Annotated in this window: 20 protein-coding genes; all 20 read left to right on the top strand. The window is 54.5% G+C overall.

Annotated elements, in window-relative coordinates; all coding sequences use genetic code 11:
- Window positions 1-6 precede the first annotated feature (6 nt).
- The gene (locus tag K227x_RS08980) at window positions 7-1245 is read left to right on the top strand and encodes a DegT/DnrJ/EryC1/StrS family aminotransferase (protein WP_315854349.1); all 1239 of its coding nucleotides are present in this window, start codon (window positions 7-9) and stop codon (window positions 1243-1245) included.
- Window positions 1246-1257: 12 nt separating this feature from the next.
- A complete protein-coding gene (locus K227x_RS31575) occupies window positions 1258-2298 on the top strand; it encodes an LbetaH domain-containing protein (protein WP_145169202.1) in 1041 nt (346 codons plus the stop codon).
- Between the two features lie 241 nt (window positions 2299-2539).
- Window positions 2540-2815: a hypothetical protein gene (locus tag K227x_RS08970; RefSeq protein WP_145169201.1), complete on the top strand. Its 276-nt coding sequence runs from the start codon at window positions 2540-2542 to the stop codon at window positions 2813-2815.
- Window positions 2802-3752: a ketoacyl-ACP synthase III gene (locus K227x_RS08965; protein ID WP_145169200.1), complete on the top strand. Its 951-nt coding sequence runs from the start codon at window positions 2802-2804 to the stop codon at window positions 3750-3752. Before K227x_RS08970 ends, K227x_RS08965 begins: the two co-directional genes overlap by 14 nt.
- Window positions 3753-3754: 2 nt before the next feature.
- Window positions 3755-3991, top strand: coding sequence for an acyl carrier protein (locus K227x_RS08960; protein ID WP_145169199.1), 237 nt, complete (start codon window positions 3755-3757; stop codon window positions 3989-3991).
- Window positions 3992-4918: 927 nt separating this feature from the next.
- Window positions 4919-6328 (top strand): lipopolysaccharide biosynthesis protein, encoded by a 1410-nt coding sequence (locus K227x_RS08955; RefSeq protein WP_218933876.1) that lies wholly within the window; start codon window positions 4919-4921, stop codon window positions 6326-6328.
- A 29-nt stretch (window positions 6329-6357) separates the two neighbouring features.
- The gene (locus tag K227x_RS08950; protein ID WP_218933875.1) at window positions 6358-7479 is read left to right on the top strand and encodes a glycosyltransferase; all 1122 of its coding nucleotides are present in this window, start codon (window positions 6358-6360) and stop codon (window positions 7477-7479) included.
- A gap of 312 nt (window positions 7480-7791) precedes the next feature.
- Complete coding sequence (locus K227x_RS08945; RefSeq protein ID WP_145169196.1) at window positions 7792-8931, top strand: glycosyltransferase family 4 protein; 1140 nt, start codon at window positions 7792-7794, stop codon at window positions 8929-8931.
- 13 nt (window positions 8932-8944) lie between these two features.
- Window positions 8945-9904, top strand: a complete 960-nt coding sequence (locus tag K227x_RS08940) for a glycosyltransferase family 2 protein (protein ID WP_145169195.1) — start codon at window positions 8945-8947, stop codon at window positions 9902-9904.
- A gap of 549 nt (window positions 9905-10453) precedes the next feature.
- The gene (locus tag K227x_RS08935; RefSeq protein ID WP_145169194.1) at window positions 10454-11605 is read left to right on the top strand and encodes a glycosyltransferase family 4 protein; all 1152 of its coding nucleotides are present in this window, start codon (window positions 10454-10456) and stop codon (window positions 11603-11605) included.
- A 30-nt stretch (window positions 11606-11635) separates the two neighbouring features.
- Window positions 11636-12013, top strand: coding sequence for a methyltransferase domain-containing protein (locus K227x_RS08930; RefSeq protein WP_145169193.1), 378 nt, complete (start codon window positions 11636-11638; stop codon window positions 12011-12013).
- A complete protein-coding gene (locus K227x_RS08925; RefSeq protein WP_218933874.1) occupies window positions 12010-13158 on the top strand; it encodes an acyltransferase family protein in 1149 nt (382 codons plus the stop codon). The genes K227x_RS08930 and K227x_RS08925 overlap by 4 nt, the downstream gene beginning before the upstream one ends.
- 182 nt (window positions 13159-13340) lie before the next feature.
- Entirely contained in the window at window positions 13341-14156 is an 816-nt protein-coding gene (locus tag K227x_RS08920; protein WP_218933873.1) for a glycosyltransferase family 2 protein, read from the top strand.
- A gap of 339 nt (window positions 14157-14495) precedes the next feature.
- Window positions 14496-14684, top strand: coding sequence for a hypothetical protein (locus tag K227x_RS08915; protein WP_145169190.1), 189 nt, complete (start codon window positions 14496-14498; stop codon window positions 14682-14684).
- Window positions 14685-14910: 226 nt separating this feature from the next.
- Window positions 14911-16380 (top strand): O-antigen ligase family protein, encoded by a 1470-nt coding sequence (locus K227x_RS08910; protein ID WP_145169189.1) that lies wholly within the window; start codon window positions 14911-14913, stop codon window positions 16378-16380.
- A gap of 61 nt (window positions 16381-16441) precedes the next feature.
- Window positions 16442-17629 carry a glycosyltransferase family 4 protein gene (locus K227x_RS08905; protein ID WP_145169188.1) on the top strand — a complete coding sequence of 396 codons (1188 nt, stop codon included), beginning with the start codon at window positions 16442-16444 and terminating at the stop codon, window positions 17627-17629.
- An 813-nt stretch (window positions 17630-18442) separates the two neighbouring features.
- Entirely contained in the window at window positions 18443-19684 is a 1242-nt protein-coding gene (locus K227x_RS08900) for a glycosyltransferase family 4 protein (protein ID WP_145169187.1), read from the top strand.
- Window positions 19685-20079: 395 nt separating this feature from the next.
- A complete protein-coding gene (locus K227x_RS08895; protein ID WP_218933872.1) occupies window positions 20080-20673 on the top strand; it encodes a PEP-CTERM sorting domain-containing protein in 594 nt (197 codons plus the stop codon).
- A gap of 656 nt (window positions 20674-21329) precedes the next feature.
- Complete coding sequence (xrtU, locus tag K227x_RS08890; RefSeq protein WP_145169185.1) at window positions 21330-22988, top strand: exosortase U; 1659 nt, start codon at window positions 21330-21332, stop codon at window positions 22986-22988.
- A 294-nt stretch (window positions 22989-23282) separates the two neighbouring features.
- Entirely contained in the window at window positions 23283-24839 is a 1557-nt protein-coding gene (locus tag K227x_RS08885; RefSeq protein ID WP_218933871.1) for a tetratricopeptide repeat protein, read from the top strand.
- Window positions 24840-25473 lie beyond the last annotated feature (634 nt).

The raw sequence follows: 25473 nt of genomic DNA, 5'->3' as shown, positions 1-25473 counted from the left end.
CTAAGCGTGAAGGTGGACGCATACGGAACATGGCATTGCGGCGATCGCACCACCAAGGTCTATACCAAACCGCAAACCCAACAACAAAAACACAGCCACAATCTCGCCATGAAGAAACCGATCTATGTAACCCAGCCATCGCTGCCACCTTTAGAAGAGTTCATTCCTTATCTTGAAAAGATCTGGAAAAGCAAAATCCTTACGAACAATGGCCCCTTCCACAAACAACTCGAAGAAGCGCTCTGCGAGTATCTCGACGTCGAACATGTGGCCTTGTTCAACAACGGAACAATCGCATTAATCACTGCACTGCAAGCCCTGAAAATCAAAGGCGAAGTGATTACCACGCCCTACTCATTCGTTGCAACGGCGCACTCATTAGTGTGGAACAACATCGAACCGGTTTTCGTCGACATTGACCCCGCAACCTGCAATCTTGATCCTGAACGAATCGAAGAAGCAATTACGCCACGCACTACGGCTATCCTACCGGTTCACTGCTACGGAAACCCTTGCAATACCGAACGCATCCAGCAGATAGCTAACACACATGGCCTAAAGGTCATTTACGACGCTGCACACGCGTTCGGCGTAAAGCATAAAGGCGAAAGCGTGCTACGGCACGGAGACTTGTCCGTCCTGAGTTTCCACGCAACTAAAGTGTTTAACACATTTGAAGGCGGCGCGATAATTTGCCCGAACGCTGAAATCAAGCAGCGAATCGACCATCTCAAAAACTTTGGTTTCGCTGACGAGACCACCGTGATGGAGACGGGAATCAATGGCAAAATGAGCGAATTCAACGCCGCCCTGGGATTACTGCAATTAAAGACAATCGACAATGCAATCAAACGGCGTCGGCAAACCGAAGCAAGATATCGCAACGCACTGGTGAACATCCCGGGCATCACATTGCTGCCAGACCCCGCTGACACGATCGGCAACGCATCTTACATGCCGATCATGGTCAACATGGAGTACCCTTTGTCCCGCGATGAGCTATACCAGAAACTGAAAGATGCAGGCATAAATGGCCGCCGCTATTTCCATCCCTTGATTTGCGACCTGCCAATGTACTCAAAGCTAGTCGACGAAAATCGAACGCAACTAAAATCAGCTCGAACTGCTGCCGAAAACATAATTTGCCTGCCGATTTACCCGTCATTATTGAACAAACAAGTTGATGAAGTGGCCGACTTAATTTCCTCGGCGGAAGACTCAACTGGGACCACCAAAACCTTTTGATTGGAAAACGTGATGCCGAGCCCAAATTCACTTCCTAAAAACGACACCGAAGCGTATCGCAGATGGCGTGCGTTTATCAAACCCGCTCGGGCGCAAACATACAGCCCGACAGAAATTCTAAATTTACTCGGCGTCACCACAGAAACAGGTCACCGACTAGATTCACCAACGCACGCAAGCCAAACATCCTATTGTTTCACCGAGGTCCCAGGATCAGCCGTATTCGCGGGAAATTCGAAATGGCTCCAAATGGCATTGTCAAACAGCAATGTCCACCTTGTTTTCACCGACCAACAATCAGTCGATGCACTTGGGATAACTCCAGACAAGCCCACGATAGTTTCAACGAAAGCAGGCGAGTGGTTTCACCGCCTTCACAACCTAGCGATTCACAAGCACTGCTACGATTCAAGGGATCCAAGCCCCTTTGTCTCACCGTCCGCGAAGGTTGATTCAACCGCAATCATCCGAGGACCTGTCTTCCTTGACCACAATGTAGAGGTCGGCCCATACTCGATCATTTCAGGCCCTACCTACATTGGACCAAACACAAGAATTGAAGAACTAGCCACGCTAGGCACACGAGGATTGTTCGCAAAACAAATCGAGGGACAACTTGAAGCCTTTGAGTACTATGGAGGACTTACGGTTGGCCCCAACAGCCATATCCATGCCCGTGCCAATGTAGCCGCTGCTCCTCATTTCCAAAACTGCACGACAATCGGAAGCGATGTGTCAATTGGCATATCCTCAAACGTCGGCCACGATTGCCAAATTGGCAACAATTGCACTATCGCGTCGACGGCTTGCATTTGCGGGCGTGTAGTCATCGGCGAAAACTCCTGGATCGGCGCCGGCTCGATTGTCTCCGAAGGCTGTGAAATAAGCAACAACGCAAGAATCCGAATCGGCTCTGTAGTCATAGGTGACGTACCGTCATACGGAGACGTCTCCGGCAATTTCGCGATACCACACACCGCAAACCTCAAAGCATATGTAAAAAACAATGGACACTCCCAGCTCAAATCCAAGGTTCAGACTAAGGGGAAATAGAAAGTACTTATCGGCTACAACAGTTTTCGACTGGATTACCGAAAGTCTCGTAAACCCTACGAACATTGACTTCCAGTTCCACACATTTACTGGAAATCACGCGAACGTTTCGAGCAAGCCATCTCAAACTGACAGACTTGTTGCGACGTACCGAAGTTCTCACAAAACGGTTTACCTTGTAGAGACAGACGAACCGATTTTGGAGCGGTACAACTGCAACGAACAGCAAATCCTGAGTACTGTGAACTTCAACTCCACTTCAGGGCTGTTCTGCTTCCCTTTGGTCGATTCTGCAACCTATATAGAATACGTCGTGGCGACATACAAAGCGATGCTCGAAGGCACCGATGACGGAAAAATGGGAAAGCTGATCTTCGGACGCGTGAGGGCCGACTCCGTACCGATAGGTGGATCATGCGTGATTGAGCACCGCCGCAAGATCGGCAAACAGTTCTTTGAAGCTAAACTACTTTGCAACGACGAAAAAATAGGATCGCTGTACTTTGGTCAACAATAAACTAGGAATCGAGAAAGTCGGATGCTATCTCCCAAGTGCGCGTCTTGACACGCTTGAGCTTGGACACAAACTTGGAGCAACTGACGGTTTCGTGAGCAAAAAGCTCGGGTTCACGAAACTGGCGAGAAAGCCCGACTGCGAAATGACCTCCGACATGTGCGTGTCAGCACATGAAGACTTCGCCGAACAATGCCACATCCATCCAGAGATCGGATGCTTAGCAGTAGTTACGCAAAACCCAGACGCTGGCGGGATACCTCACACAAGCTCAATCGTCCATCAGAAACTTGGGCTGTCTAAAAGAATCGCCTGCTTTGACATCTCCCTAGGCTGCACGGGATTCGTGCACGGGGCCTCCATCATGATCGGCTTCATGCGAGAGAACGGCATAAAAAACGGCTTATTATTTACCGCCGACCCCTACTCAGCAGTCGTTAGCCCATCAGACCGAGACACGGCACTGCTTTTCGGAGATGGCGCGACATGCACTTTAATCTCGTCAAATCCAAAATACACCCTGGGCAGATCCAGGTATCTAACTGACAGCAAACACAGCAATGCAATCAGAACGATTGACAATCCGAGACGAACACTTTCGATGAACGGCAGCGACGTATTTCGTTTTGTTGCGAAACATGTCCCCAGAGAGATCAACGACTGTCTCTACGAGAATGGATTAACGATTGACCAGATCGACCGCTTCCTAATTCACCAGGGGAGCAAATTCATTGTTGAGACACTAGCGGCAGCAATTCACGCCGAACCCTCTAAGATAGCATTTACTGCCGAGACAACCGGTAACACCGTGAGTTCATCGATCCCACTAATGCTGGCGAAGGTACTACAGGAGGAAACAGCCCCCCCCACGAACCTGCTCTTAGCCGGATTTGGAGTTGGCCTCTCAAGTTTTGTAACTACACTCAAACGGAGCAAGTAAACATGGAGACAGATATCAACAAAACAATTGTTGAGTGCATCGTCAATGCAACCAAACGGGACGACCTCAAAGACATTGCAGCACATGACCCATTCAATAGCCACGACATTGACTCGCTCGACCAGATGTCGATAATGCTTGAAATCGAGGAAAAGTTCCAAATTGAACTCGAAGGAGTTGACATCAAATCAATTAGGTGTGTAAACGACTACGCAGACCTTGTCAACGAACGAAACTAGGCAGAAGCGTGACAGCAATCCTCAAGATTACTCAGAACGCAGCCAAAGTCCCCAGCACTGTGATAACTCGGTACACAAACATACCGAGCCTGACGAGGAAGCGTGGTGCTCAACTTCTCCCGCAACAAGAAATTCGTCGTGCACTCCATTAAGCCAACCGTGCGACGGCACGCCCCCCCACGGCTTGCCACTTCACTTCGCCAGTAGACCACGGCCCCCTTTGAAACACAAAGGCATACCTGATAGACACAGAATGAGAGACACGGTCGGCTGCTGCAACCTCTCAATAACACCCCAGACCAATCTCTTCTTCGAGGGAGTGCAGCACCTCCGATCAATCCGCAGCGGTATCGACCGGACAGGCGTAGCCCAGAGAGGTGTTCAGACACAAGAAAGCCTGACGACCGGCGATCTTCCTGAAACCCTTTCCACGCCAAGTAGCTCGCTGATAGCCCATCGAGTCGAATACCCCGCCTCGTGCCAGAGCGATTTACGCGACCAACTCTGCAGCGTCTGCGTGAGAACGAACCCACAAACTGCACCGCCACATACGAACGAGGGAGCGGCCTTTCTACGTTTGCACGGCGCACAACTGGCGAAAACCCGCTTCCCCAAACGACGAACAACCGCCCACTCGCTACCCGGAGGAACAGCTCGTCTCCCGGAACTTGCAACGACTGAAATCTCACCCCAGCCGACACTTTGCAATGGCCGAGAAATCGCGATCGCTCCCTCCCTGCATAATTTACCGCCGAAGACGGGGGACTGATCGAAACCATTGCAAAACACCGCTCTGCTAGAGCCAACCCATTTCCTGACTTGACTGGCTTCCGAGATCGATGATCGACTTCCATAGTGAACACTGAGAACACACCACAGCAACGCAGAGCCGCAGCGCGCAGCTTGCAATCCAGAACGATTAGTGGAGTGCTCTGGAGCTTCGGCGAACAACTGCTCCGCAGGGGCAGTGGCGTCGTCATCCAGATTTTCCTTGCTCGGCTACTCGCCCCCGAAGATTACGGACTGGTGGCGATGATGAGTGTGTTCATTGCACTCGGCGGCTCGCTCATGGACTCAGGGCTCTCGCAAGCACTCATTAGACTCCCCGACGCCAAGCAAGTTGACTTCAATACTGCGTTTTACTCCAACATCTGCTTTGGCGTCTTATCCTACGCACTGCTTTTCTTGACCGCCCCCCTTGTTGCAAACTTCTATGCCGAACCGAGACTGACGGCACTGATTCGCGTCGCTTCAATTTCAATCTTAATCAGCTCTCTCCGAACGGTCCAAGAGGCTCAACTAACCCGAGAACTCAACTTCCGTTTAAAAGTTTTAATAAACTTGCCGTCAGGGATCATCGCGGGGCTTCTTGCGATAGGGCTTGCACTCAAGGGATTTGGAGTCTGGTCGCTAGTCGCTCAATCCATACTCACGGCTTTACTCAGCACACTTCTACTGTGGCACTTCCAGAAGTGGCGCCCCACCGCAGTGGTCAGCGGATCAGCGTTCGAGGCGATGTTCGCCTTCGGATACAAGCTCTTCCTCTCGGGTTTCCTCGACACAGTTTTCAACAACCTTTACGTCGTCGTTATCGCGAAGGTGTTCAGCGGCCCTGTCGCGGGGATCTACTATTTCGCAACTCGGCTCGCGGACCTAGTAATCCAAAACCTCTACACCAGCATCCAAGCGGTTACCTACCCAGCTCTCGCCACCGTCCAAAATGATGACAAGCGACTCAAATCCGGTTTCCGCAAGACGATTGTGCTAACCACTTTCGCCCTCTTCCCGTGCATGCTACTGCTGGCAGCCCTCGCGCACCCATTCATCGTCTTTTTCCTCGACAGCAAGTGGCTACCAGCAGCCACAATGCTCCCGCTGCTATGCCTGGCGAAAACGCTATATCCGGTTCACGCGGTGAACCTTGCAATGCTGAAAGTCAAAGGACGATCAGACCTTTTCCTGGGGCTCGAAATCTTCAAGAAGCTCATGATAACCGCAGTTCTTTTTTTCAGCTTTCGGCTTGGGATCCAAGGCATCCTGTACGGGCAGATCCTTTGCTCTCTCCTGGCGTTTGCCCCCAACTCATACTTCTCGAGCTCACTACTCGGATACACCCTAAAGGAGCAGGCATCCGACGTCCTTCCGAACCTTGCTTTAGCAATGCTGGTTTCCATTGCCTGCTATTTTGCGTCAGCCCAATTAGACTGGGCACCTTTCTACAAGCTCGTTGCCTTAGGCGGCGGGGCGCTAATCACCTACGCCGCAACCGCGTATTTCCTTAGTTTCCAAGCCGTTGCAATCATAGCCTCGCTGAAGAGCAAGAGAATCGCATCCTAACGCGCACACCCAAGACCAAAGACCGAACCTTGCCAGACAACCCAAACCGAGCTAAAGACCATGAGGAAGGAATCAAAGGAACAACTCAAAACACCAGCTCCCAAGAACGCCACTGGCCTAGCGCAAGGACGGAGGAAGAAATAGTCAATTCCTGGACACAGACACAGCCCGTTGTGAGCATCTGCTGCGCCGCCTTCAACCACGAATCCTACATCGAAGAGACGATCAGAGGATTCATCGAACAAGTGACGACATTCCCGATTGAAATCATCCTTCATGATGACGCTTCAACTGACAACACAACAGATATCATTAGACGGTACGCAGCACGCTATCCATCGATAATCAAAACAATTATCCAAACGGAAAACCAGTACTCAAAAGGCTGCCGCATTATGCCTGAGATACTGCTCGCAGAGGCGAAGGGCGATTTCCTTGCACTTTGCGAAGGCGACGACTATTGGTGCAATCCCCAAAAACTGTCGATGCAGACTGAAGCCATTTCGGCCTCCAACGCGTGTGACTTATGCTTCCACCCAGTCCACAAGGTAAACTCACAGACGGGAGAAAAAGAAATCGGCGGACAGTATTCAACAATGACTACGACAGTGCCGGCCGAGGAGATCACACTTCGACCGCGAGGGCCAATACCGACGGCCGCAACGCTCATTACTCGACGCGCATCACTGGAAATACAGCAGTTCTTCCACGGCACTAGCGGACTCACCGTTTCAGACATATTCATCCATGCCATTGCAGCAGAACACGGCGGAGCGGTCTACCTTCCTGAACCTATGGCGACCTACCGCGTTTTCACGCCAAACTCTTGGTCAGATCGATACAGTGACCACGAAGTGCGTATGGAGAATGCTATTGCACATTGCAACGGGTACCGTGAATTGGCGGCAACATTGCTATCGAGACAATCCGATACGCTACGCGAAACTCGGCGTCGTCTTGTATGTCGAATGATCAAAGAACCCGGCGGGTCAAAGCGAGCCAGAGTCCAACTGCTTTCGAAGAACCGTGATTGCTTCGGCACTCGAGAGTTTGCAGTCTTGCACGCAGTTTCTCAGTCCCGGACCTTGCTGGCCCTGTCCCGCCTCGGCGCGTCACTCAGACGATCGATCTATCGCAAGCCGACACTTTGAGACGTCCAGCTCCCCATTATCCCGAATAAGATCACACGAGTTCGATGCGAGCGGAATTCACCGACGGCTTTTTTTGATCGATCGCGAAACGACGCTTCGTCATTTAGAACCGAATCCCACCAGCAGCAACCCGCAAAGCTTGCTTCCCCCTCCCCCACCATTCGTCAGAAGACCCGCCGTCGAGTCATCAATCAGTACGCCCAACACACCCAGCTGATACTGGCTGATCACCTAGCCCCCCGTAACATCACAAACGATGACAGGCCCGCAAACCCCCTACGCCCGACAAACAGCCACGAGTAAAATCCACGAATGAAAGTCATGTATGTCGACAACAGCCAGTGGTGGGGAGGCGCTGAAGCGTGCCTGAACTCCTACCTTCTGCACCAGGCTGCACACGGAATTTCACAAAGAATTTGCGTGCGTTACCCGCTTCCACATTTTGACAATTACGACAAAACGATCCCCGGCTGTGTGGTGCATCGGTTTCCAAAGCCGAAATGGTGGATGCCGGAATCAGCCAAAACCAGCATTCGAGGACATGACCGGATCGCACAACACCTCCGCGCAGCGGCACTTTCAAAGCAGATCGAGCAGTTCAAGCCAGACATTGCATATTTCAACTTGTACCGACGACGAGACTGCTGGGACATCGCTGCTGCTAAAAAACAAGGCTGCAAAGTGGTTGCCCATATCCGAAGCCTTTTCCACCAGGCTCCATTCTCCAAAGCAGACCTGGACAAGTGCGATCTTATAATCGCCATGTCCGACATTGTTGCAACACAAGCTCGTAGCAGCGGTACAAAAACGCCGATTCACAGGATCTATGATGGCGTGGACACCAGCGAAGTACGCTCATCGGATCGCGATGCGACTCGGTTGAAACTGGGGATCAAACAATCGCAGGTGGCTTTTGTCTTTCCGGCCGTCCTGGAGTCACGGAAAGGCCAAGACATTGCAATCGAGGCTTGGCAGCAAATCGCGAGACGCCAGCCCAATGCCGTACTAGTCATTGTCGGGGGCGCCTGTCCAACCGAGGCTCCCGACTACGTGCAGCACTGCCAAAACATGGCGTCGAAACTTGGGGATGCTGTCATTTTCGTTGGCCATCAAAATTCAATGCCATCGGTTTACGCTGCTGCCGATGCTGTATTGGCATTGTCGCGTGACGGAGAAGCCTATGGACGCATACCCGTAGAGGCGGGAATCAGTGGAAAGCCGGTGATTGCGACGCGTGCAGGTGCAACCCCCGAATTGATCGTGAACGGCGAAACCGGATTTTTAGTTGAACCTCAATCCGCCGACGATGTTGCGGCGCGAGTTTTAGAGCTGATGTCTAAACAGGAGCGGACACGCTTAGGAGGAAATGCACGAAAGCATGTCGCTGAAAATTTCGACAAGACTTCCGGAATCAAGCAACTTTGCCACTTACTGGAAGGCCTGACCCATTGACGGTGCAGCAAAAATGAGAGGGAGCGAAAGCCTACCGACCGTAAGCGTTATCACCCCATGCTTCAACGCCGCAAACACGATTGACCGAATGATCACGAGCGTTAGGGCAAGCAGCTCTATCGCTATTGAAATCATTGCGATCGACGACTTTTCCACCGACACGACCATTGAACGCTTGCGACAATTTACCGACGACAAAATGGTGATCATCGCGCAGCCGGAAAACTGTGGGCCAAGTGCCTGTCGCAATCGAGGCATCGACGCGGCCAAGGGAGACTGGATAGCGATGGTCGATTCGGATGACTGGATATCGCCGGACCGACTAGGCCGGATGATCGACGTTGCAGAAGCAAATGGCCTAGACGTCATCGGCGATAACCAATGGGTTTGCAATCCCGCACATAACTCCAAGCGCAAGAGAATGGGCTGGCTCGATCAAATCGAGACATCACCAAACGCCGATGACCTAATCACAATTGGAATGCAGCAACTCATTAAGCACACTGGCCTGGGAATCATACAGCCGTTAATAAGGCGAAGTTTTCTGGAGCAAGAACCGATTCGCTATCGAACGGAGTTCCGATATGGCGAAGACTACCACTTCTTGTTCGACCTAATGATTGCTGGAGCAAGTCTTGGAGTCATTGACGAGCCGATGTATTTCGCGGAAATCAACCAGTCCGGATTGACCTCAAATCGCGTCCAAATGTTCGCCGGCATGGTTGAGGTTCTTCAAAGCATTCGCCAGCTGGTTGCAGGCACGCCTCACCAATTGCTTTCAAAAGAAATTGACGAGGCGATCGCCATGTGTCGAAAGACAATTCAGTATGGCGCAGTGATGGACCCATTGAAGAGCGGGCGAATCCTCCATGCGTTAGGGGCTCTTGCAAGCAATCCGGGGTTCATCAAGCAAGCTCCAGGGCGGGTGTGGGGAATGCTCACAGGGCGAACACAAGCACCACCCCGCAAATAGCTTGCGTCGTCAATTGAACCAAAACCATTGACCCGAACGTTGGCGGTACACACCGCAAAGCGACTAAGCGTTTTGTACTAGAGGGTCCTGTCCTTCGGCAAACTCCATTCAACAGTCAGTCAATGGAATCCCCCGTCCAAGATTGCGATTTGACAAACGAGATCCCCAATATCTCCGTTATTAAATTCACAGGTTGCATTCCCCTGCCCTCCACAGGCTGAAGTGGTTCAAGAACAGCTCCTCAAAATCGTTTAACATTGACATTGAATTCAATCCCACCAGAGAGCTTTTGTCTTCGTGTAGTTTCCACGATGGATTCGAAGTTGCCCAACAACGGGTTCACTCGCATATCAAACTACGGCCACTCCAGCCTGCGCACGATGACGATGGTCGACGGACCATGATGCGTTTGGTTCGCCGAAACAGTTTAGGAAATTCGGCGAAAGCGATTTCGCTTTCGTCCGCTGGCAACACACAATATGAATTGGTGACCTGGTGATTCACGTTTGCTTTGTCGACCGAAAACGCGAGAGCGCGATATGGAGCTTGATGGATCACATCAGTCGCCGTTTAGTCGCAGAAGGACATAGCGTCAGCTACGTGCGTTTTGACGACGGCTACCTGACGGAGGAGCTAGCTGTCCCCGACGGTGTCGTGGCTTATGACATCGTTGTGCCTGCCAAACGGTTTCCCTGGCATGTCTGGAAGCAAGAGCGAAAGTTCGGGGAGGAATTCAGGAATTGGATCGGCGCTAAGAAACCCGACATCGTTCATACCAACTTTTGTTTGCCGGGAAACGTCGCGAGGCGAATTGCCATGCAGACCAAGGTTCCAGGTGTGGTCACCACCTACCACGAACTGTTTGGATCACTCAACGCATACCTAAAGTGCTCGACGCGACGAACCGAGCGAAATTGCAATCGACTGGTCTATATTTCCAAAACCGTGGCACGGTCCTACGGGGCAAGCGATTTCCTGTGCGATACCAACATCGACCTTAGCCACCCGAAACTAGCGTCTGCATCGAAACCGGAACTGGATCGCGATTCCCAAAATACAGTGCAGGATACTTCCGACAGTAAGCACCAACTGATTTACAACGGGATCGACGTTCAGCAGATTCAGTCGTTTGGCGCCAATGCGAAACCGGTCATTCCGCAGCAGTTGATTGCCGTGGGGCGGTTGGTACCAGAAAAGGGGCATGCATTGATCGTAAAAGCTTTGCCGAAATTAGCCGAGCAGTTTCCTGAGGTGAAGCTAGTGCTGGTCGGTGAAGGCCCCCAGCGAAATCAGCTTGCGATGCTGGCCAAGCAGTTGGGCGTCACCGAGCAAGTCGAGTTTCGTGGTTGGGTGCCACAGGGTGAAGTGATCGCGACGATGACACAATCGCACTGCGTTGTCCTACCCTCGATTCATGAAGGTTTCGGCTTAGCACTAGCTGAAGCGATGCTGACCGGACGGCCGATTGTCGCCAGCGATATCCCTGTTTTCCGCGAAGTCGCCTCCGACTCCGGCGTGCGGTACTTTGCCGAAAACGATAGCGAGCAGCTAGCGACGCAAATCAGTGGGGCGTTGAGTGATCCCGATGAACAATCACAACAGGCCTGCGCGACGGCACAACGCGTGCGTGAGAATTTCTCAAGCGAGCTAATGGCAGAGCGCTATCTAAAAATTTACGAACAATTGTGCCCGAAGAAGTAAGCAGCAACGGATCACATTGACGAGCATTTCATGAACACGAGAACGAATAATCCGCGTGATATCTCGACTCAACCGTGTGAAAAGGTAGCCGCGTTACACAACGACCTCTACGCAACGTTGCTAGCAGCGATCACCGGCGACACGCCATCGCAATCATTAAGAGGATTAGACATTGGCTGCGACCGCGGCGAAATGATGCAGATGCTCCCCGAACAGGGACACCCATGTGTTGACATCGACATGGAAACTGAGTGCGTCAGACGGGCAAGTCAGTTCGGGGATACCCACCTAGGAACATTCGATACTCTCGACGCAACCATCAGCGATCGGCCCTGCGACGTCGTCGTTTCAACCCATGGGCTGTCATCGTCGCTAAACGTCGCCTGCAACGGTGGAGAACAAATTTGACCTCGCTCCCCCCCAACGCAGCGCAGGGGCGAATCGCTAGTTTAGACGGCCTTCGCGCGATCGCCATCGCGCTCGTGCTGATCAGCCACGGAAGCTACTCTCTACCGTCGTTCATGCAAAACATATTCCTTGAAAACGGAGGATTGGGCGTTCGGATTTTCTTCGTGTTAAGCGGTTTTTTAATCTACACGCTGTCATCGAGAGAAATCGCAAAGCACGGGGATTTCAACGTCAGAAACTTTTACATCCGACGCGTCATTCGCATCTTCCCAGCATTTTACACCTACCTGGCACTTGTCGCGGCCCTATCAACAATCGGCTATCTGAGCGTCACTTGGCAGAGCCTTCTTTGTGCCGGCACATTTACGATGAATCTGGAGTCACTGTTTGTTCAATGGCTTGGCATGGGGACTTTGGGGATTTGGGTTGTGGTTCACTATTGGACACTGGCCGTAGAAGAACAATTTTATGCATCATGGCCATTGGTGATTTGGTTGCGAGCGCGGGACCTGCTTTGGCCCGTACTCTGGGCGGTCATGCTTGCTGGCCCTATCTCTCGCGTACTAACTTACGCCCTGCTGCCCACCCTTCGTCCATCGATCGGATTCTTGCTGTCCTACGATGCAATTGCGGGCGGTGTCTTGCTAGGCCTATGCCATGAACGCTGGCCGCGATTCCGAACTCTATTCGCCAACCACTCACATCAATGGCGACGGCACTCTGCGGTCATCGCTTCATTTTCGTTCATTTTGATTGCGTCTCCATTGCTGAACTCGCAATTCGGAGGACTTTATCGACTCCCCTTCGGACTTTCGCTTGAAATCGCAGCGATCACGCTGCTAATTACGCTATTAACGCAGCCCCAGCACACATGGTATTTCACGTTCTTGAATCACCCAGCCATCACTAGCATCGGCGTCCTATCGTACAGCCTGTATCTTTACAACATGCTTTTCCTTGACGAGAGTCGCGGAGACTGGATCACACAGTCACCTCAAAATTTTGGAGTTCTATTCGCGGCTGCAATCATTTCCTATCACCTGATCGAAAAACCGTTCTTCAAACTACGGCGATTTGCAAGGAACAAGTCCATACCCGAAACCGAAACCGAAACAATGTCGACCAGCACTGAAGCGACGAAATAGGCATCAGCTTGACAGGCGATCGCGATTCATCGAGAAGGCGATGCACACAGCACCATTTCCATTCACACGATGTTTCGCGTTCGCAAAAGCACGCGAACGCTAATCGGGGTCCTCTTCCTAAATTCTTTTGAATTCCAAGCAACGCTTTCCAAACCATGTCATCCCCTCCCACTGTTTCCTTCATGCCCCTTTCCACAACCGCGATCATCACGGTTTATAACGAAACCCAGTGGATTCGGGCTGCGGTGGATAGTCTTCTGAATCAATCAGACCGCGACCTGGAAATCCTGATCATTGATGATGGTTCGGATGATGGGACAGGGGAAATCTTGGATTCGTACACGGATCCGAGAGTTCGTGTCATTCACGCGGATCGGATGGGACGGGCCGCGGCGCTTGGCATGGCGGTCCGTGAGGCTCGTGGCGATTTTGTCGCCAATCTTGACGCGGACGATGTGGCCTATCCGGATCGGATCGCTGATCAGGTCGCGTTCCTGCAGTCGCATCCGGATCACGCCTGGGTCGGTGGCGGTGAGGATCGGCAGGATAGCCAGCGAGATGAACACTATGTTCGCCTGTACCCGGAAACCGATGCGGACATCCGACGGATGTCGGCCAAGTGCATCCCCTATTGCCACAGCGCGATCATGTTTCGCCGCAGCCTGCTGGATGAGGGAATCAACTATGACCCGAAACAGCCTTACCTGATCGACTTTGAATTCTTCTTGCGGGTGGCGGCAAAACACAAAGTCGCCAACCTGCCTCACGCGGTCGTGATGCGGCGGGCTCACGGCAAGAGTTTTTTCCAACGCTCGTTCAAGGTCAGTGACCAGAATCGCGAACTGTCGCGGCTGTGCCGGATCGCCCGGCGTCAGTTCGGACTGCCACTGTGGATGGAAGCCTATCCCGCGGTTCGTACGATCTACCCGATGATCCCGAACGTTGTGAAGGCGCCGATTCGGCGACTGATGGGACTGCGGGAAACGGCGGGAGGATAGGGGAGGAGAAGGAAGGAAGGAGCACGCTGTTTTTGCCCGCTCACCTCGCTCCTCTCCCCCCACTGGAGCTCCGCGATCGGGGAGAGGGCTGTCGTAAGGGGGGAGAGATTGCAAATTGCAAATTGAACATTTCAAAATGAAAATTTGCAGCGAGAAGCATAGGCCGGTGGCGGGATTTTCAATGGGCAATTTGCATTGTTCATTTTGCAATTTGCAATTGTTTTTGCCCCCCCTCACCTCGATCCTCTCCCCCCGCGGGTTCGCTGCGCGAGCAAGGGGAAGAGGAGACTAAAAAAGGAGATAGAGCGAGGCTGAGACGCTGGTTTCGATGGCCGCCTTATGCTCTTCCTCACCCGGCTATCGATCAGCATTTGCTGTCCTGCACCTGAGCCTGCCATCCTGCTGGATTACGGGAACCTCTGCCCATCCGGTCCAAATTTGCCTGACACGCTGTACGCTTGGCGACTATCCTTGTCATGGTACTTCGTGGCGGATCAACCGCTTGATGCTCGCCGCCTAACGCGATGATGCTCTTCTGCCGATAGTTGCAGTAGGGACGCGAGCTTTCGTGGGGGTTGGGTATTGGACTTTTTAGGTCGTGATCTTCGCCAGTAGTCCCTTGCCATCAGGGAATTCTGTCGAATCCCACCACAAGCGTTTCGGCCATTGACCGGTCGTCCCGGGCAAATGGCGACGACTGCCGGGCCCCTATCAGTCTGCTTCATTCGCCCCCTCTCTACCTACACCCACCCCATTGCAAGACTACCTGTTTGAAATCCTGATCGTCGCCAGCCTATTGGGGGGCGGATTGCTGCTGGCTGGTGCTCGGCAGCCGATGGTGTTTTTCTATGCGGCCCTATTCGGCACCGCGATCCTGAAGACACCTGAACTGCCGATCGTGCGGGAAAAGTTCACGATCGTCGAACTGTGTCTATTGTGCCTGTGGGCCTGCTGGCCCTTCTTGATCAAGGGACGCCTTTCCAACCGGACAACGTCGCACATCTATCTGTGGGGCACCTTCTTTTGCATGATCTGTTTGTCGTCATCGCTGATTGCGATCGTGACTGCGCCACCGCGGTACGCGTCTCCCAAAATGGCTGCGTATTCGGTGCTGGAGGCCGTGAATTACTGCTATGGGGTGGTCATTCTTTGGACCTGCCTGCAGGTGCTGGACACCTGGCAGCGGTGGATTGGTGCGATCGTCGCTTGGGTGGGTGGCATGGCCACTGCCTCCTTCGTCGGCGCCGCAGCGATGGCCGGACTGGCCCCCGGCTGGGCTCGCGAAGAAACCGGGCGGATTTGCTCGACGCTACGGAACGAAAACCAAGTGCCGTCGATGATCCTACCACTGTTGTTGGTGGTGTTGATGATTGCGGTTCGGCGCGGGTTGCCGATTCCCGTCCGGGCGCTGGCCTTTGCGATTTTTGCTGCCGCCCTCGTGACCGCGATTGGCACCGGCAGTCGCACCGCCGCACTGATGATCGGATTTTCGGGGGTTGGAGTTGCCTGGATCGTGATCAGCACGATCCGATCGGGAATCGTGGTCTACCGATTTCAACTATTGAATTTATCGATCGCATTTGCTGCCGCGACAGTTGCCTACTTTGCGGTTGCCTGGTCTATGTACGATGGCAAATATTCACTGATGACCACGCCTTCGTGGCAGCGCCCGGCGGTGCTGCTGATTGAATGGTCCGGCGGCGAACGCAAACTCGACAATACCCGCCCTAAACAAATTAGTGAGGCTATTGATCAATTTTGGCGATCACCGGTTTTGGGCACCGGCCCCAAATTTGGATCTTCCTTTGCGGCCACCGGTGGCGAGGTCCACAACACCTATTTCAGCCTGATGTTGGAAACCGGCTTTTTAGGCCTGGGGGCGTTCATGCTATTGATCGGATCGACCTTTGTGGCCGGATTCAACGCAGCGCGCCGCTGTGTCTATCCGTGGTATGGCATGCTGGCCCGTTGCCTGTTGGTGGGGATGGTGCTGATCTGCCTGTACAACGCCACGATGTTGGGTCTGCGGCAGCGCAATATTTGGTTCCTGATGGGGATGATTTTGGCATTCGCACGACTAGAGGCGTCTGGCTTGGCGCCTGACCTGAACTTGCATCGCAAGATTCCCCGCTGGCTGCGCAGCCTGTTCATCGACACCGACCCAGCCGAAACGTTCAACCCAACCACCTGGCAACCGGCGGCAAAACGAGTCACCGAAGGCTAGCCGATTCGTCCATGGAACACGTCCCCCAGACTCTTCACTCTTCACTCTTCACTCTTCACTCATGCTTCCCGTAGTCCTTGTTGAAAGTTACCCCCAAGTCATCGCTGGCCAGCAGCGGACGATGATGTCGCTGCTGGAACACGCGGGCGATGCGGGGATTGCCCCCACAGTGATGATGCCCGGCGGCGGGATGTTTGCCGAACGACTGGCGGCCGACGGCTGGGATACTCACATCACTCCCTATCCGGAATCGCTGGGACGCTACGGTGGTGCGATCTACCGTGACGGAATCGGCCGGCGAGTGGGACTTGCCAAGGACTTGGCGGGTTACACTTGGACGCTGCGTAGAGAACTAAAACGCATCCGTCCGGCGGCCGTGTTCTGCAACGACATGCGTGGACTCTTAACGGTCGGCGTCGCGGCAAAATCCCTGGGCATCCCCAATGTCATGTGGGACAAACTGGACAAGCCGCATGGTTTCCTGGACTGGTTCCAATTGCCGCTAGTGAAACGCAATCCGATCATCTCAGGCCCGGTGGCCAGCAAGTACCCAGCTTGGCAACGGCGCTGGTACCGCGATCGAATCCGGCTATTGCCCAACGGTGTAGATTTCCAGCGTTTCCAATCTGCCGATCTGCAAGAACAGAGCGCAGCCAAACGCCAGTCCCTGGGCTTTGGCCCGGATGACGTGGTGCTTGGAATCGTCGGCACGGTCACCCACCGCAAGGCGCATGACGTTTTGTTGAACGCATTTTCGAAATTGACTGGAAGCGCTCCCAACGTCCACGTGCTGGCAATCGGCAGCTGGGACGATTCACCCCAGGATCAAGAATTCCATCGCTCGCTCACCTCACCTGCGCCCGCGAACGTTCATTTTGTAGGACAGCAAAATGACATCCCGGCCATCATGCATGCGATCGATGTGCTGGTGATCCCGTCACGATTCGAAGGGCTGGGGCAAGTTACATTGGAAGCGATGGCATGCGGCAAGCCAGTGATTGGTTCACGCGTGGGTGGAATCGCAGAAGCGGTCGTGGATGGCGAAACCGGACTGCTATTCGAAAACGAGCATGCGGAGGAACTCCGTGACACGATGTCGCGACTGGTAGCCGATCCCGATCTTCGCCGGCGGATGGGTGACGCAGGTCGCGAAAGAGCCAAACAGCATTACAACCGCGACGAAAAGATGCGGCAGATCTGGGACATGGTCCGCGAGGTGGCACTGGATCGGGATTCGGACCGCGGCTGAGCTTGCTTCGGGGCGACAGGCACCGTGGAGCGATGCCGCAGTGCACTTATCCTTTGTAGCGAAACGGCGCGAGCTGTCCGGTCAAGTGCACCCGAAGACCGGTGGACTCGCGCCAATGCCACCTACTTTGTCACCGTGCGAGATATTCGCCCCCGATCAGCCGCATGCGCGCTAGTGAACGTCCGGAAAAGCAGCCTCGAAGAGGCGAAAGCATCATGCCGGTGGCCTCGGCCACCGGATTTGGCATCCCCCCATGATCTTCTTGGCCGGGCTGGCCGCAGGCGGCCCGGCCGAGAAGATCAAGATTTCGTCCGTCATCGCTAACCGTGGGGCCCGCCCCACGGCAAAGAGCTGCCGCCGCTCCGCGGCTAAGCCGGACTTTCTCGTTAGCGTCCGGTTCTTCCCGCGTTTTGCTGTGTTCCGAGACCGGAGGGCTCGCGCCTCGGGCGCTGACAAAGCGTTCCTCTAGCAGCAGGTAAAACATGCTGCATCCGTGGGGCGAGCCCCACGGCAGGGAGCTGTCGCCACGTTGGGACCGTTGGTGGGGCGGGCATTGGTCGCTTCTCTGGGCACGCGCCGCAGGCTTGAGTGTCGCCCTGTTGGCTATACGGAAAGCGAAACAGTCCCCTAGCCGCTTTTTTGGCTACAACCGGCCCCCTCTCAACAACTCTCCCCCACGCCCCTCCAAAGGGTGTTTGTCTATTCTCCGCCCACTAGTTAATTTAACTACTGACCTAGCCAGTCCGTTCGTCCACTTCAATAATCACCCTGGATGTCCGCGATTCTCTCATCTTCCTACTCAACGGCCTCAACGTGAACGATCGCGCCAAGATCAAAATCCTGCACGTTCAGCTGTTCCCCATGCTTAGTGGCGTGCAACGGGTCACACTGGAAGAACTTCGTCGGCTGGATCCGAATATCTATGACCGACATCTGTTGACGTGCGAACCAGGGCCGTTGACGGACGCTGCCCAGCAGATGGGCGTCACCTGTCATTCCGAATCGCGGTTGATCCGATCGCTGTCGCCTCTGAACGATTACAAGGCCTATTGCGGACTGCGCGATCTGATGCGCAAGCACCGCTTTGACATTGTGCACACTCATTCGTCGAAAACCGGTGTTTTGGGACGATTGGCAGCAGCGGCGGCGGGCGTACCGCATGTGGTTCACACGGTGCACGGGTTTGCGTTTCCGGCCGCGCGGCGGGCGGCCGTGCGACGTTTTTACCAATGGTGCGAACGACGCTGTGGGAAAGTGACAGACGCGTTGGTATGCCTGAATCCCAATGATCGGCAGATCGCGATCGACGACCTGGGCATCGATCCCCGCCGAGTCCACCTGATCCCCAATGGGGTCGACACCACACAATTCAAACCGCACAGTGACGCGGATCTGCGACATCGCCTGCGCCGTGAAACGTTGCCGGGGGATGCGGGGCTGCCTGTCGTGATGATGGTGGGCCGATTGTGGAATCAAAAGAACCCGCTGGCATTCGTGCAGGCCGCGATCGAAATTCTGGGCCGCGGTGTCCGGGCTGAATTTTACTTAGTTGGCGAAGGTGACTTGCGGCCGCGACTGGAGCAAGAGATTGCTGCGGCCGGATGTGGCGATCGGATCCATCTGCTGGGTTGGCGAGATGATGTGGCTGCGTTGTTGCCGCTGGCAGATGTGATGGTGTTACCATCGCTGTGGGAAGGAATGCCGCTCGTGTTACTGGAATCCCAGTCCAGCGCTGTTCCGGTGGTGGCCAGCAACATTCCGGGCAACCGAGAATGCGTCAACGATGGCGTGGACGGGTACTTAGTTCCCCCGCGAGATATCGTCGAGCTAGCACAGCGGATAGGCGAATTGATCCAAGACGATGAACTGCGACGCCGTATGGGAGCGACAGCTCGCGAAAAGGTGATTGCCCAATTCGACATTCGCCAGCGTTTTGCCACCATGACGGACATTTACGCGCAAATGATGGGCAGGGCACAAGCGGCCCGAACGCCGGTCTTGGGCGACTTGGCCAGCGATACGGCTCACTCGCACGCATCTTCTGCTGCTCGCTAGCCGCAAATAGCGGTATCTCCCACCCATTGCAGCACATCCTCCATCAGCGCCGCCTGATGGACGCCCCCCATCAACCGCCAGCCCCGCGCGGTCTGCGCCATTGTTCCCGGAAGAAAATTTCCCCATCCGGCAAAAATTTTTCGTCCGCTCGCCCGCCCCCCGACTAGAAAACTGATCGTGATTATCGATTTGCAAGCAAATCATCGATCAAATCGCGATTTCGCTTGTCAATCTGGGAGGATTAGCCCGAATAAAAAACTTTTACCAATTCGCTTGACCGTGGGGGGGCCCTGAGTTATCGTAAATTCCGTCCGTGAGAGAATTCTCAGAAAAACCGGACCTTAACCATGAACTCATTTCGCTCTACGCAGCAAATCAACTCGCACGGAAACAACATGATGAAAAAAGCTCTGATGATGGCTGCCCTAGTCGTGGCCAGCCTGGCAACCGCCAACCAAGCGGACGCCGCGTTCGTTTTGATCGACAATTTTTACGGCCCAGGTACAGGTTCGGGAGCAGGCGTAACAGGAACAGTAGCAAATCGCTCGGTCTTCGGCGGTGCAACGACTGTCTCTGGTGGTGCAGTTACTGTCGAAAATGGGTCAACCCTTTCCTATACCAACTTGGCAGCCTTGATCAGCCCCACGGGCTTGAATGGCACCGACGACCTTATCGTTCGCCTAAATGGCATCAGCGGATCAGGCACGTTGACCGCAACTGCGTCCATCGATGGGTTTGATTCCTTTATTGGGAAGCCACTCCTCGGCGCACCGGGCTTCCTTGAATTCACCTTTGCAGGTGTTGATCCCGGTGCTTTCGCTGGCACGCTTGATCTTGTATTTGGTTCAGCTTTCGGTGTCCCTCAGGGTGGTAGCTACACCATCAACGGAATCTACGCGGTTCCCGAGCCAACGACCATGGCTTTGATCGGCTTGGCTGTCGTCGGTGGTGGTGCAGTTCGCCTGCGTCGCAAGCGTCAACTTGCATAACTGCGACTTGCTGCGGCGATTCGACCAATTGATTGAACGAAGGCTTCGGGAATTTTCCCGGAGCCTTTTTTTATGGACCTACGTTTGCAGATCACGTGAAGATGAGTCCTACGGTTGGCGGTGTCGGGGAACGATGATTCGCTGCGGATGGACGGGACCGAGGCGATCATGTGTTGACCGGATGCTAGCGCATGGCGTCTAGCTTAGCCGCAGAGCGGCGGCAGCTTTTTGCCGTAGGGCGCGCCCCACGGTTAGCGATACTGACGCAATCTTGATCTTCTCGGCCGGGCCGCCTCCGGGCGGCCCGGCCGAGAAGATCATTGGGAGATGCCAAATGCCGGTGCCCCAGACCACCGGCATGATGCTTTCGCCTCTCCGAGGCTGTCGTAAGCTGGACGTTCTCTAGCGGACGGCGACGTCGATGAATGCAGCTTTCCTTGCACCGAAACGAACATACGATGTGCTGACTGGGCAAGCTGATACACCCGCTAATCCGCAGCTTTGAATCCTGCGATTCGATTCGGTTGGCATAAGATAGGAATGGACATTCGGGCGGGTTACTGTACGCTTGAACCAACTTGACTCCCCCCCCCGAAGATCATGGCCCACGGCGATTTGCCGCCGGCAACATGGCATCCGATTCGACCTAGCACCCTATGGCAACTGAAACTCTTCCCGTTCAATCCCATCGCGCCTCTGGCATTCCCCAATCGGCCATTTACCTGCTGGCAGCGATCGGGTTGATCGGTCTTGCCCTGGTGCTTCCCGTCGCCAAATTGGGCAGCTGGATGATGGGTCGGGATTATTATCACCATGTCCCCTTCATGGCTGCATTCGCCATCGGCCTTGGGTGGATGCGATATCGAAGCGAGCCATTGATCGCGTCCTTCACAGCGTCACCACGCGTCCTGTTTTGGACGATACTGGCAGCAGGATTCACCGTCGGCACCTACGTGCTGCCCAGCCGCTGGATGGCGGCGCCGGCCATCATCACCATGATCATGGCGGGCATCACGTTGGCCTGGGGTAGCGATGGCGTGCGCCGAATGCGTGGGCCCCTGGTGATGCTGGTCGCCTGCGTTCCGCTGCCGGTACTTTGGGACAGCTGGTTCGTTGTCGAAATGCAACAATTGGCCACCTGGTTGGCCAGCCTGTGGTTGGACCTGATGGGCGTGTTGCATCTGTCGACCGGAGTGGAGATCCAAACGCCCGATCATCAATTTGCGATCGCCGATGCGTGTAGCGGGATCCATTCGATGTTTGCCGCAATCGCCGTCGGTGTGGGATATGGCGTGCTTCGTGATTATCGCGTTCGCCGCATCCTGGGCCTAGCGATTCAGGTCGTTTTCTGGGTGGTGGTGGCCAACGCGGTGCGAGTGTTCTTTGTGGTCTACATGCAATCGAAACATCAAATCGATTTATCGTCGGGACTGCGGCATGACCTATTAGGAATGGCGACGTTCGCCGGTGGCGTTTTGATGGCGACCAGTAGTGACCATTTTTGGCGCTACCTGATGCCGACGACTGCGACTTCGGACGAAGCCCCCACCGCTTCGCATTCCGACCAGAAACGCGGAATGATCTCGACCTGGCTAGATTCGAAGGTATCGACCGTGACGGTGATGGTGCTGTGCAGTGTCTTGGCCGTTTTGGGGATCGGCGGCGCGTTTGCGTTTTCAAAATTTTCGCGTATCTCGATGCGGCAAGCCAGCATCACCGAACTGGCAGCCAGTTCGGCGATCGACTTTGATGCGGTTGGCGAATCGTTCCTGCCCGCGACACTGGGCGATTGGACTCAAACGGGTTTTGTCGTCAACGAAAAGACACAGGAATCGATTTTCGGTGGGATGAAAAGTTTCATCTGGCGATACAGCAACGGCCCCCGCAACGTTCTGATTAGCCTGGACGGCCCCTATGGCGACTGGCACGATCTGGCAATGTGCTATTCGGGCGTCGGCTGGGACGTGGCGAATCGCTCGACGTACGAACTGGAATCGGCCCCCGGATTCGTGGCCGCCGACCTAACGTTATCGCGTCCGCCGCTAGAACGGGCCGAGGTGCTGTTTGGTTGCATTGGCCCTGACGGTCAATGCGTTCCGCCACCACCCCACTTTGGCGATGCTTGGGTGCACCTGATCAACCGAGTGAGATGGGGCGTGGGTGAGAAACAGGATTATGGTGGCGGGGTGATTCAGGTCCAATTGCTGGACGAAACACCGATCAAACTTTCCCGCACCCAGCAAGAAGAAAACCACCAACTGTTTCAGGCCGCGATGCAACATGCGTTTCTAGAAGGATCCAAGCGTGACGATTGATCGGCACAGCGCCCAACGAGGGATTCCAACCATGATTGAATCGCAGATCGAGAGCTATTTAGGAAAAGGGAGTTCTGGCGAATCCCACTACCGCTGAAACCGAAAAGCATTGGGCTGAAATGAGGGCGTCGCATACGGCTTCTAGCCGGTGTTTTCACCGTTACCCTCGACGCCCTGGTTTTGTCTTTTTTCCGTTTTCATTCCGTTCACCTACGACTAGCACAGCGTCTTCCTACTATGTTTTCATGGATCCAACGGTATCGAACACGGCGAATCATGCGCCGCCAGTCCCGCATGAACCGCCCGATTCAGGGTGGTCGTGGCGGAGTGGCGGGAACCTTCGGATCGATCATCGGTTTCCCGGGACGCATGCTGGGCCGTGCCGGGATGACGCTGCGAACGCTGCTGGATACTTTCTCATCGGGTCGTCGACTGACCCGGGATCTACTGTTGGGCATTCCGGCCGTGATTGCCTTGGTTGGATTTGTTGGGGCAACCGCGATGGGCAACGCCCGGCAATCGACCAATGCGCAAAAGTACTGGGCCAGTGGTCTGCGGCAATTGCAAGAAGATCGCCCGGAAGCCGCTCGGCTACTACTGACGAAGGCCTTGCTGGGCGAAAACATCAATCGCAACGAGGTGGTTTTCTCGCTGGCACGGTCTTACGAACAAAGTAACGAAATGGCACGCGCCGGCGAATTGATGCAGTCGCTGGCACCACTGGATTCGACTGGTTATCCAGCGGCTCACCGATTCCTAGCAATTCGCACTGCTGAACAGGTCGCCGTGACCAAGCAGGCGCCCAATTTGAAAGAGTGGTTCTGGCACCTTTCCCATGCGGACCAGACCGATTCGTCGGACCTGGAAAAGTCGTGGGGGTTTTACTACTTGGTGGGCGGCGATCTAGAAAAATCGGCCGAACACTTTCGGTCGGCTGCCGAGGAACATCCTGAATTGTGGTTGCAGGTGGCCGAACTAGAAGCCCGCATGAACAACATGGACGCCGTTCGCGCCACGCTGGCAACCGCTCGACGACAACTCGAACGCCAATTCGTTCGCAATCCGGGCGACACACGGAATCGATTGCTGTACGCAACTTCGCTGTTTTACATGGGGCAACTGCCGGATGCCGAGCGTCTGTTGAAGGAAGGGCTAGCGCAGGAGGACAATGAATCGTTCCGCAAACTGCTTGCCGCCGTATTCATTCGGATGTTTGACACCGAATACGCAGCGAAGGGCATCCAGGATAGTTTCAAGTACTTGGTGGTAGCTCTGGACTATGACCGCGATTGCCAACCGGCACTGACACGACTGGTCGAGGTGTCACGATCGTCGGCAGAAAAGCTAGAGGAAAGTCGCAAGACGATGCGTCAAATGATCGCCGATGGAAATGGTTCGGCGATGGCCCACTTCACGCTGGGCAGTCTGGAATGGCTGGCGGGCAAGCCTGGACTGGCTCAATTGAACATGAAACAAGCGGTTGCTCTGGACCCCAATCTGGTTGTCGTCGCCAATAACTTGGCATACTTGATGGCGCAGTCCGAGTCAGCGGATCTAGAAGCAGCGTTGCACTTGGCCGACCAAGCGGTGCAGGCGGAACCGGAGAATCCGGACTACCTGGACACGCGAGCGATGATCTATCTGAAGAAACAAGACTATCCTTCGGCCGCGATCGATTACCAAAAGGCATTGGAACGAAGCCAACAACCGGGCCCGATTCAGCTGCAATTGGCCAAAATCTATGACCAGTTGGGCGACAAGGAAACGGCGGAACAGTTCCGCCGCAAAGCTCGCGAGAACGGTTCCATCGCAGATCCAGAGCAGGCCGACAAGAACCCGTCCGGCGAATAGCGATTTCATGTCCCCGCGACATCGCGGGCAGAAGGGGGGGCCCAAATCTGCGTGTGCTCCGCCACATGCCCTCTCATGCCAGCCCCCTCACCCCAACCCTCTCCCCCACTTCGGACACGAGCAAAACTCGTGTCCGATGCGGGGGAGAGGGAGCAAGAAACGCCGGCTGCTCCATCCCTTTCTGCCTCCTCTCCACCCGCCGCGCAGCGGATTACGGGGGGGCAGAGGATGGAGGTGAGGGGGGCAAAGCAAAAACCGGCGTGGACACGTCTGCTTTCTGCCCCCTCTCCACCCGCCGCGCAGCAGATTACGGGGGGGGAGAGTGGACGAAACAATGTGGCGATGTCCCGCTCGCGCCTTAAAATTGTTTCGACTGATCGCTTGCAGCTTGATAGACAGGGGCACCGACATCGCCACGCATTGGCTTGCAAATAGATTTGGCAAAGGCCATCCGAGTGCCAGGGCGCCGATCATCTGCAACGTCGGATTCTGCGGCTTAAAACGATCGATGGATTTACCCGGATTGGGTGGGGCGCAAGCCGGAAGAAAGCGGCCATTCTAGGGGGCAAGACTTTGACTGTTTCCTAACGGCAGCGTATCCTGGGCTTTCGATGACAGGCGAATTTTTGTTCAG

The sequence above is a fragment of the Rubripirellula lacrimiformis genome (assembly GCF_007741535.1).
Lineage (GTDB): Bacteria > Planctomycetota > Planctomycetia > Pirellulales > Pirellulaceae > Rubripirellula > Rubripirellula lacrimiformis.
This window is presented reverse-complemented; position numbering and strand designations above follow the sequence as displayed.

Coding starts and splice junctions, on each gene's coding strand:
- K227x_RS31575 (WP_145169202.1), top strand. CDS start 1,258: ATGCCGAGCCCAAATTCACTTCCTAAAAACGACACCGAAGCGTATCGC.
- K227x_RS08960 (WP_145169199.1), top strand. CDS start 3,755: ATGGAGACAGATATCAACAAAACAATTGTTGAGTGCATCGTCAATGCA.
- K227x_RS08945 (WP_145169196.1), top strand. CDS start 7,792: ATGAAAGTCATGTATGTCGACAACAGCCAGTGGTGGGGAGGCGCTGAA.
- K227x_RS08940 (WP_145169195.1), top strand. CDS start 8,945: ATGAGAGGGAGCGAAAGCCTACCGACCGTAAGCGTTATCACCCCATGC.
- K227x_RS08935 (WP_145169194.1), top strand. CDS start 10,454: ATGGATCACATCAGTCGCCGTTTAGTCGCAGAAGGACATAGCGTCAGC.
- K227x_RS08930 (WP_145169193.1), top strand. CDS start 11,636: ATGAACACGAGAACGAATAATCCGCGTGATATCTCGACTCAACCGTGT.
- K227x_RS08920 (WP_218933873.1), top strand. CDS start 13,341: ATGCCCCTTTCCACAACCGCGATCATCACGGTTTATAACGAAACCCAG.
- K227x_RS08915 (WP_145169190.1), top strand. CDS start 14,496: ATGCTCTTCCTCACCCGGCTATCGATCAGCATTTGCTGTCCTGCACCT.
- K227x_RS08905 (WP_145169188.1), top strand. CDS start 16,442: ATGCTTCCCGTAGTCCTTGTTGAAAGTTACCCCCAAGTCATCGCTGGC.
- K227x_RS08895 (WP_218933872.1), top strand. CDS start 20,080: ATGATGAAAAAAGCTCTGATGATGGCTGCCCTAGTCGTGGCCAGCCTG.
- xrtU (WP_145169185.1), top strand. CDS start 21,330: ATGGCAACTGAAACTCTTCCCGTTCAATCCCATCGCGCCTCTGGCATT.
- K227x_RS08885 (WP_218933871.1), top strand. CDS start 23,283: ATGAACCGCCCGATTCAGGGTGGTCGTGGCGGAGTGGCGGGAACCTTC.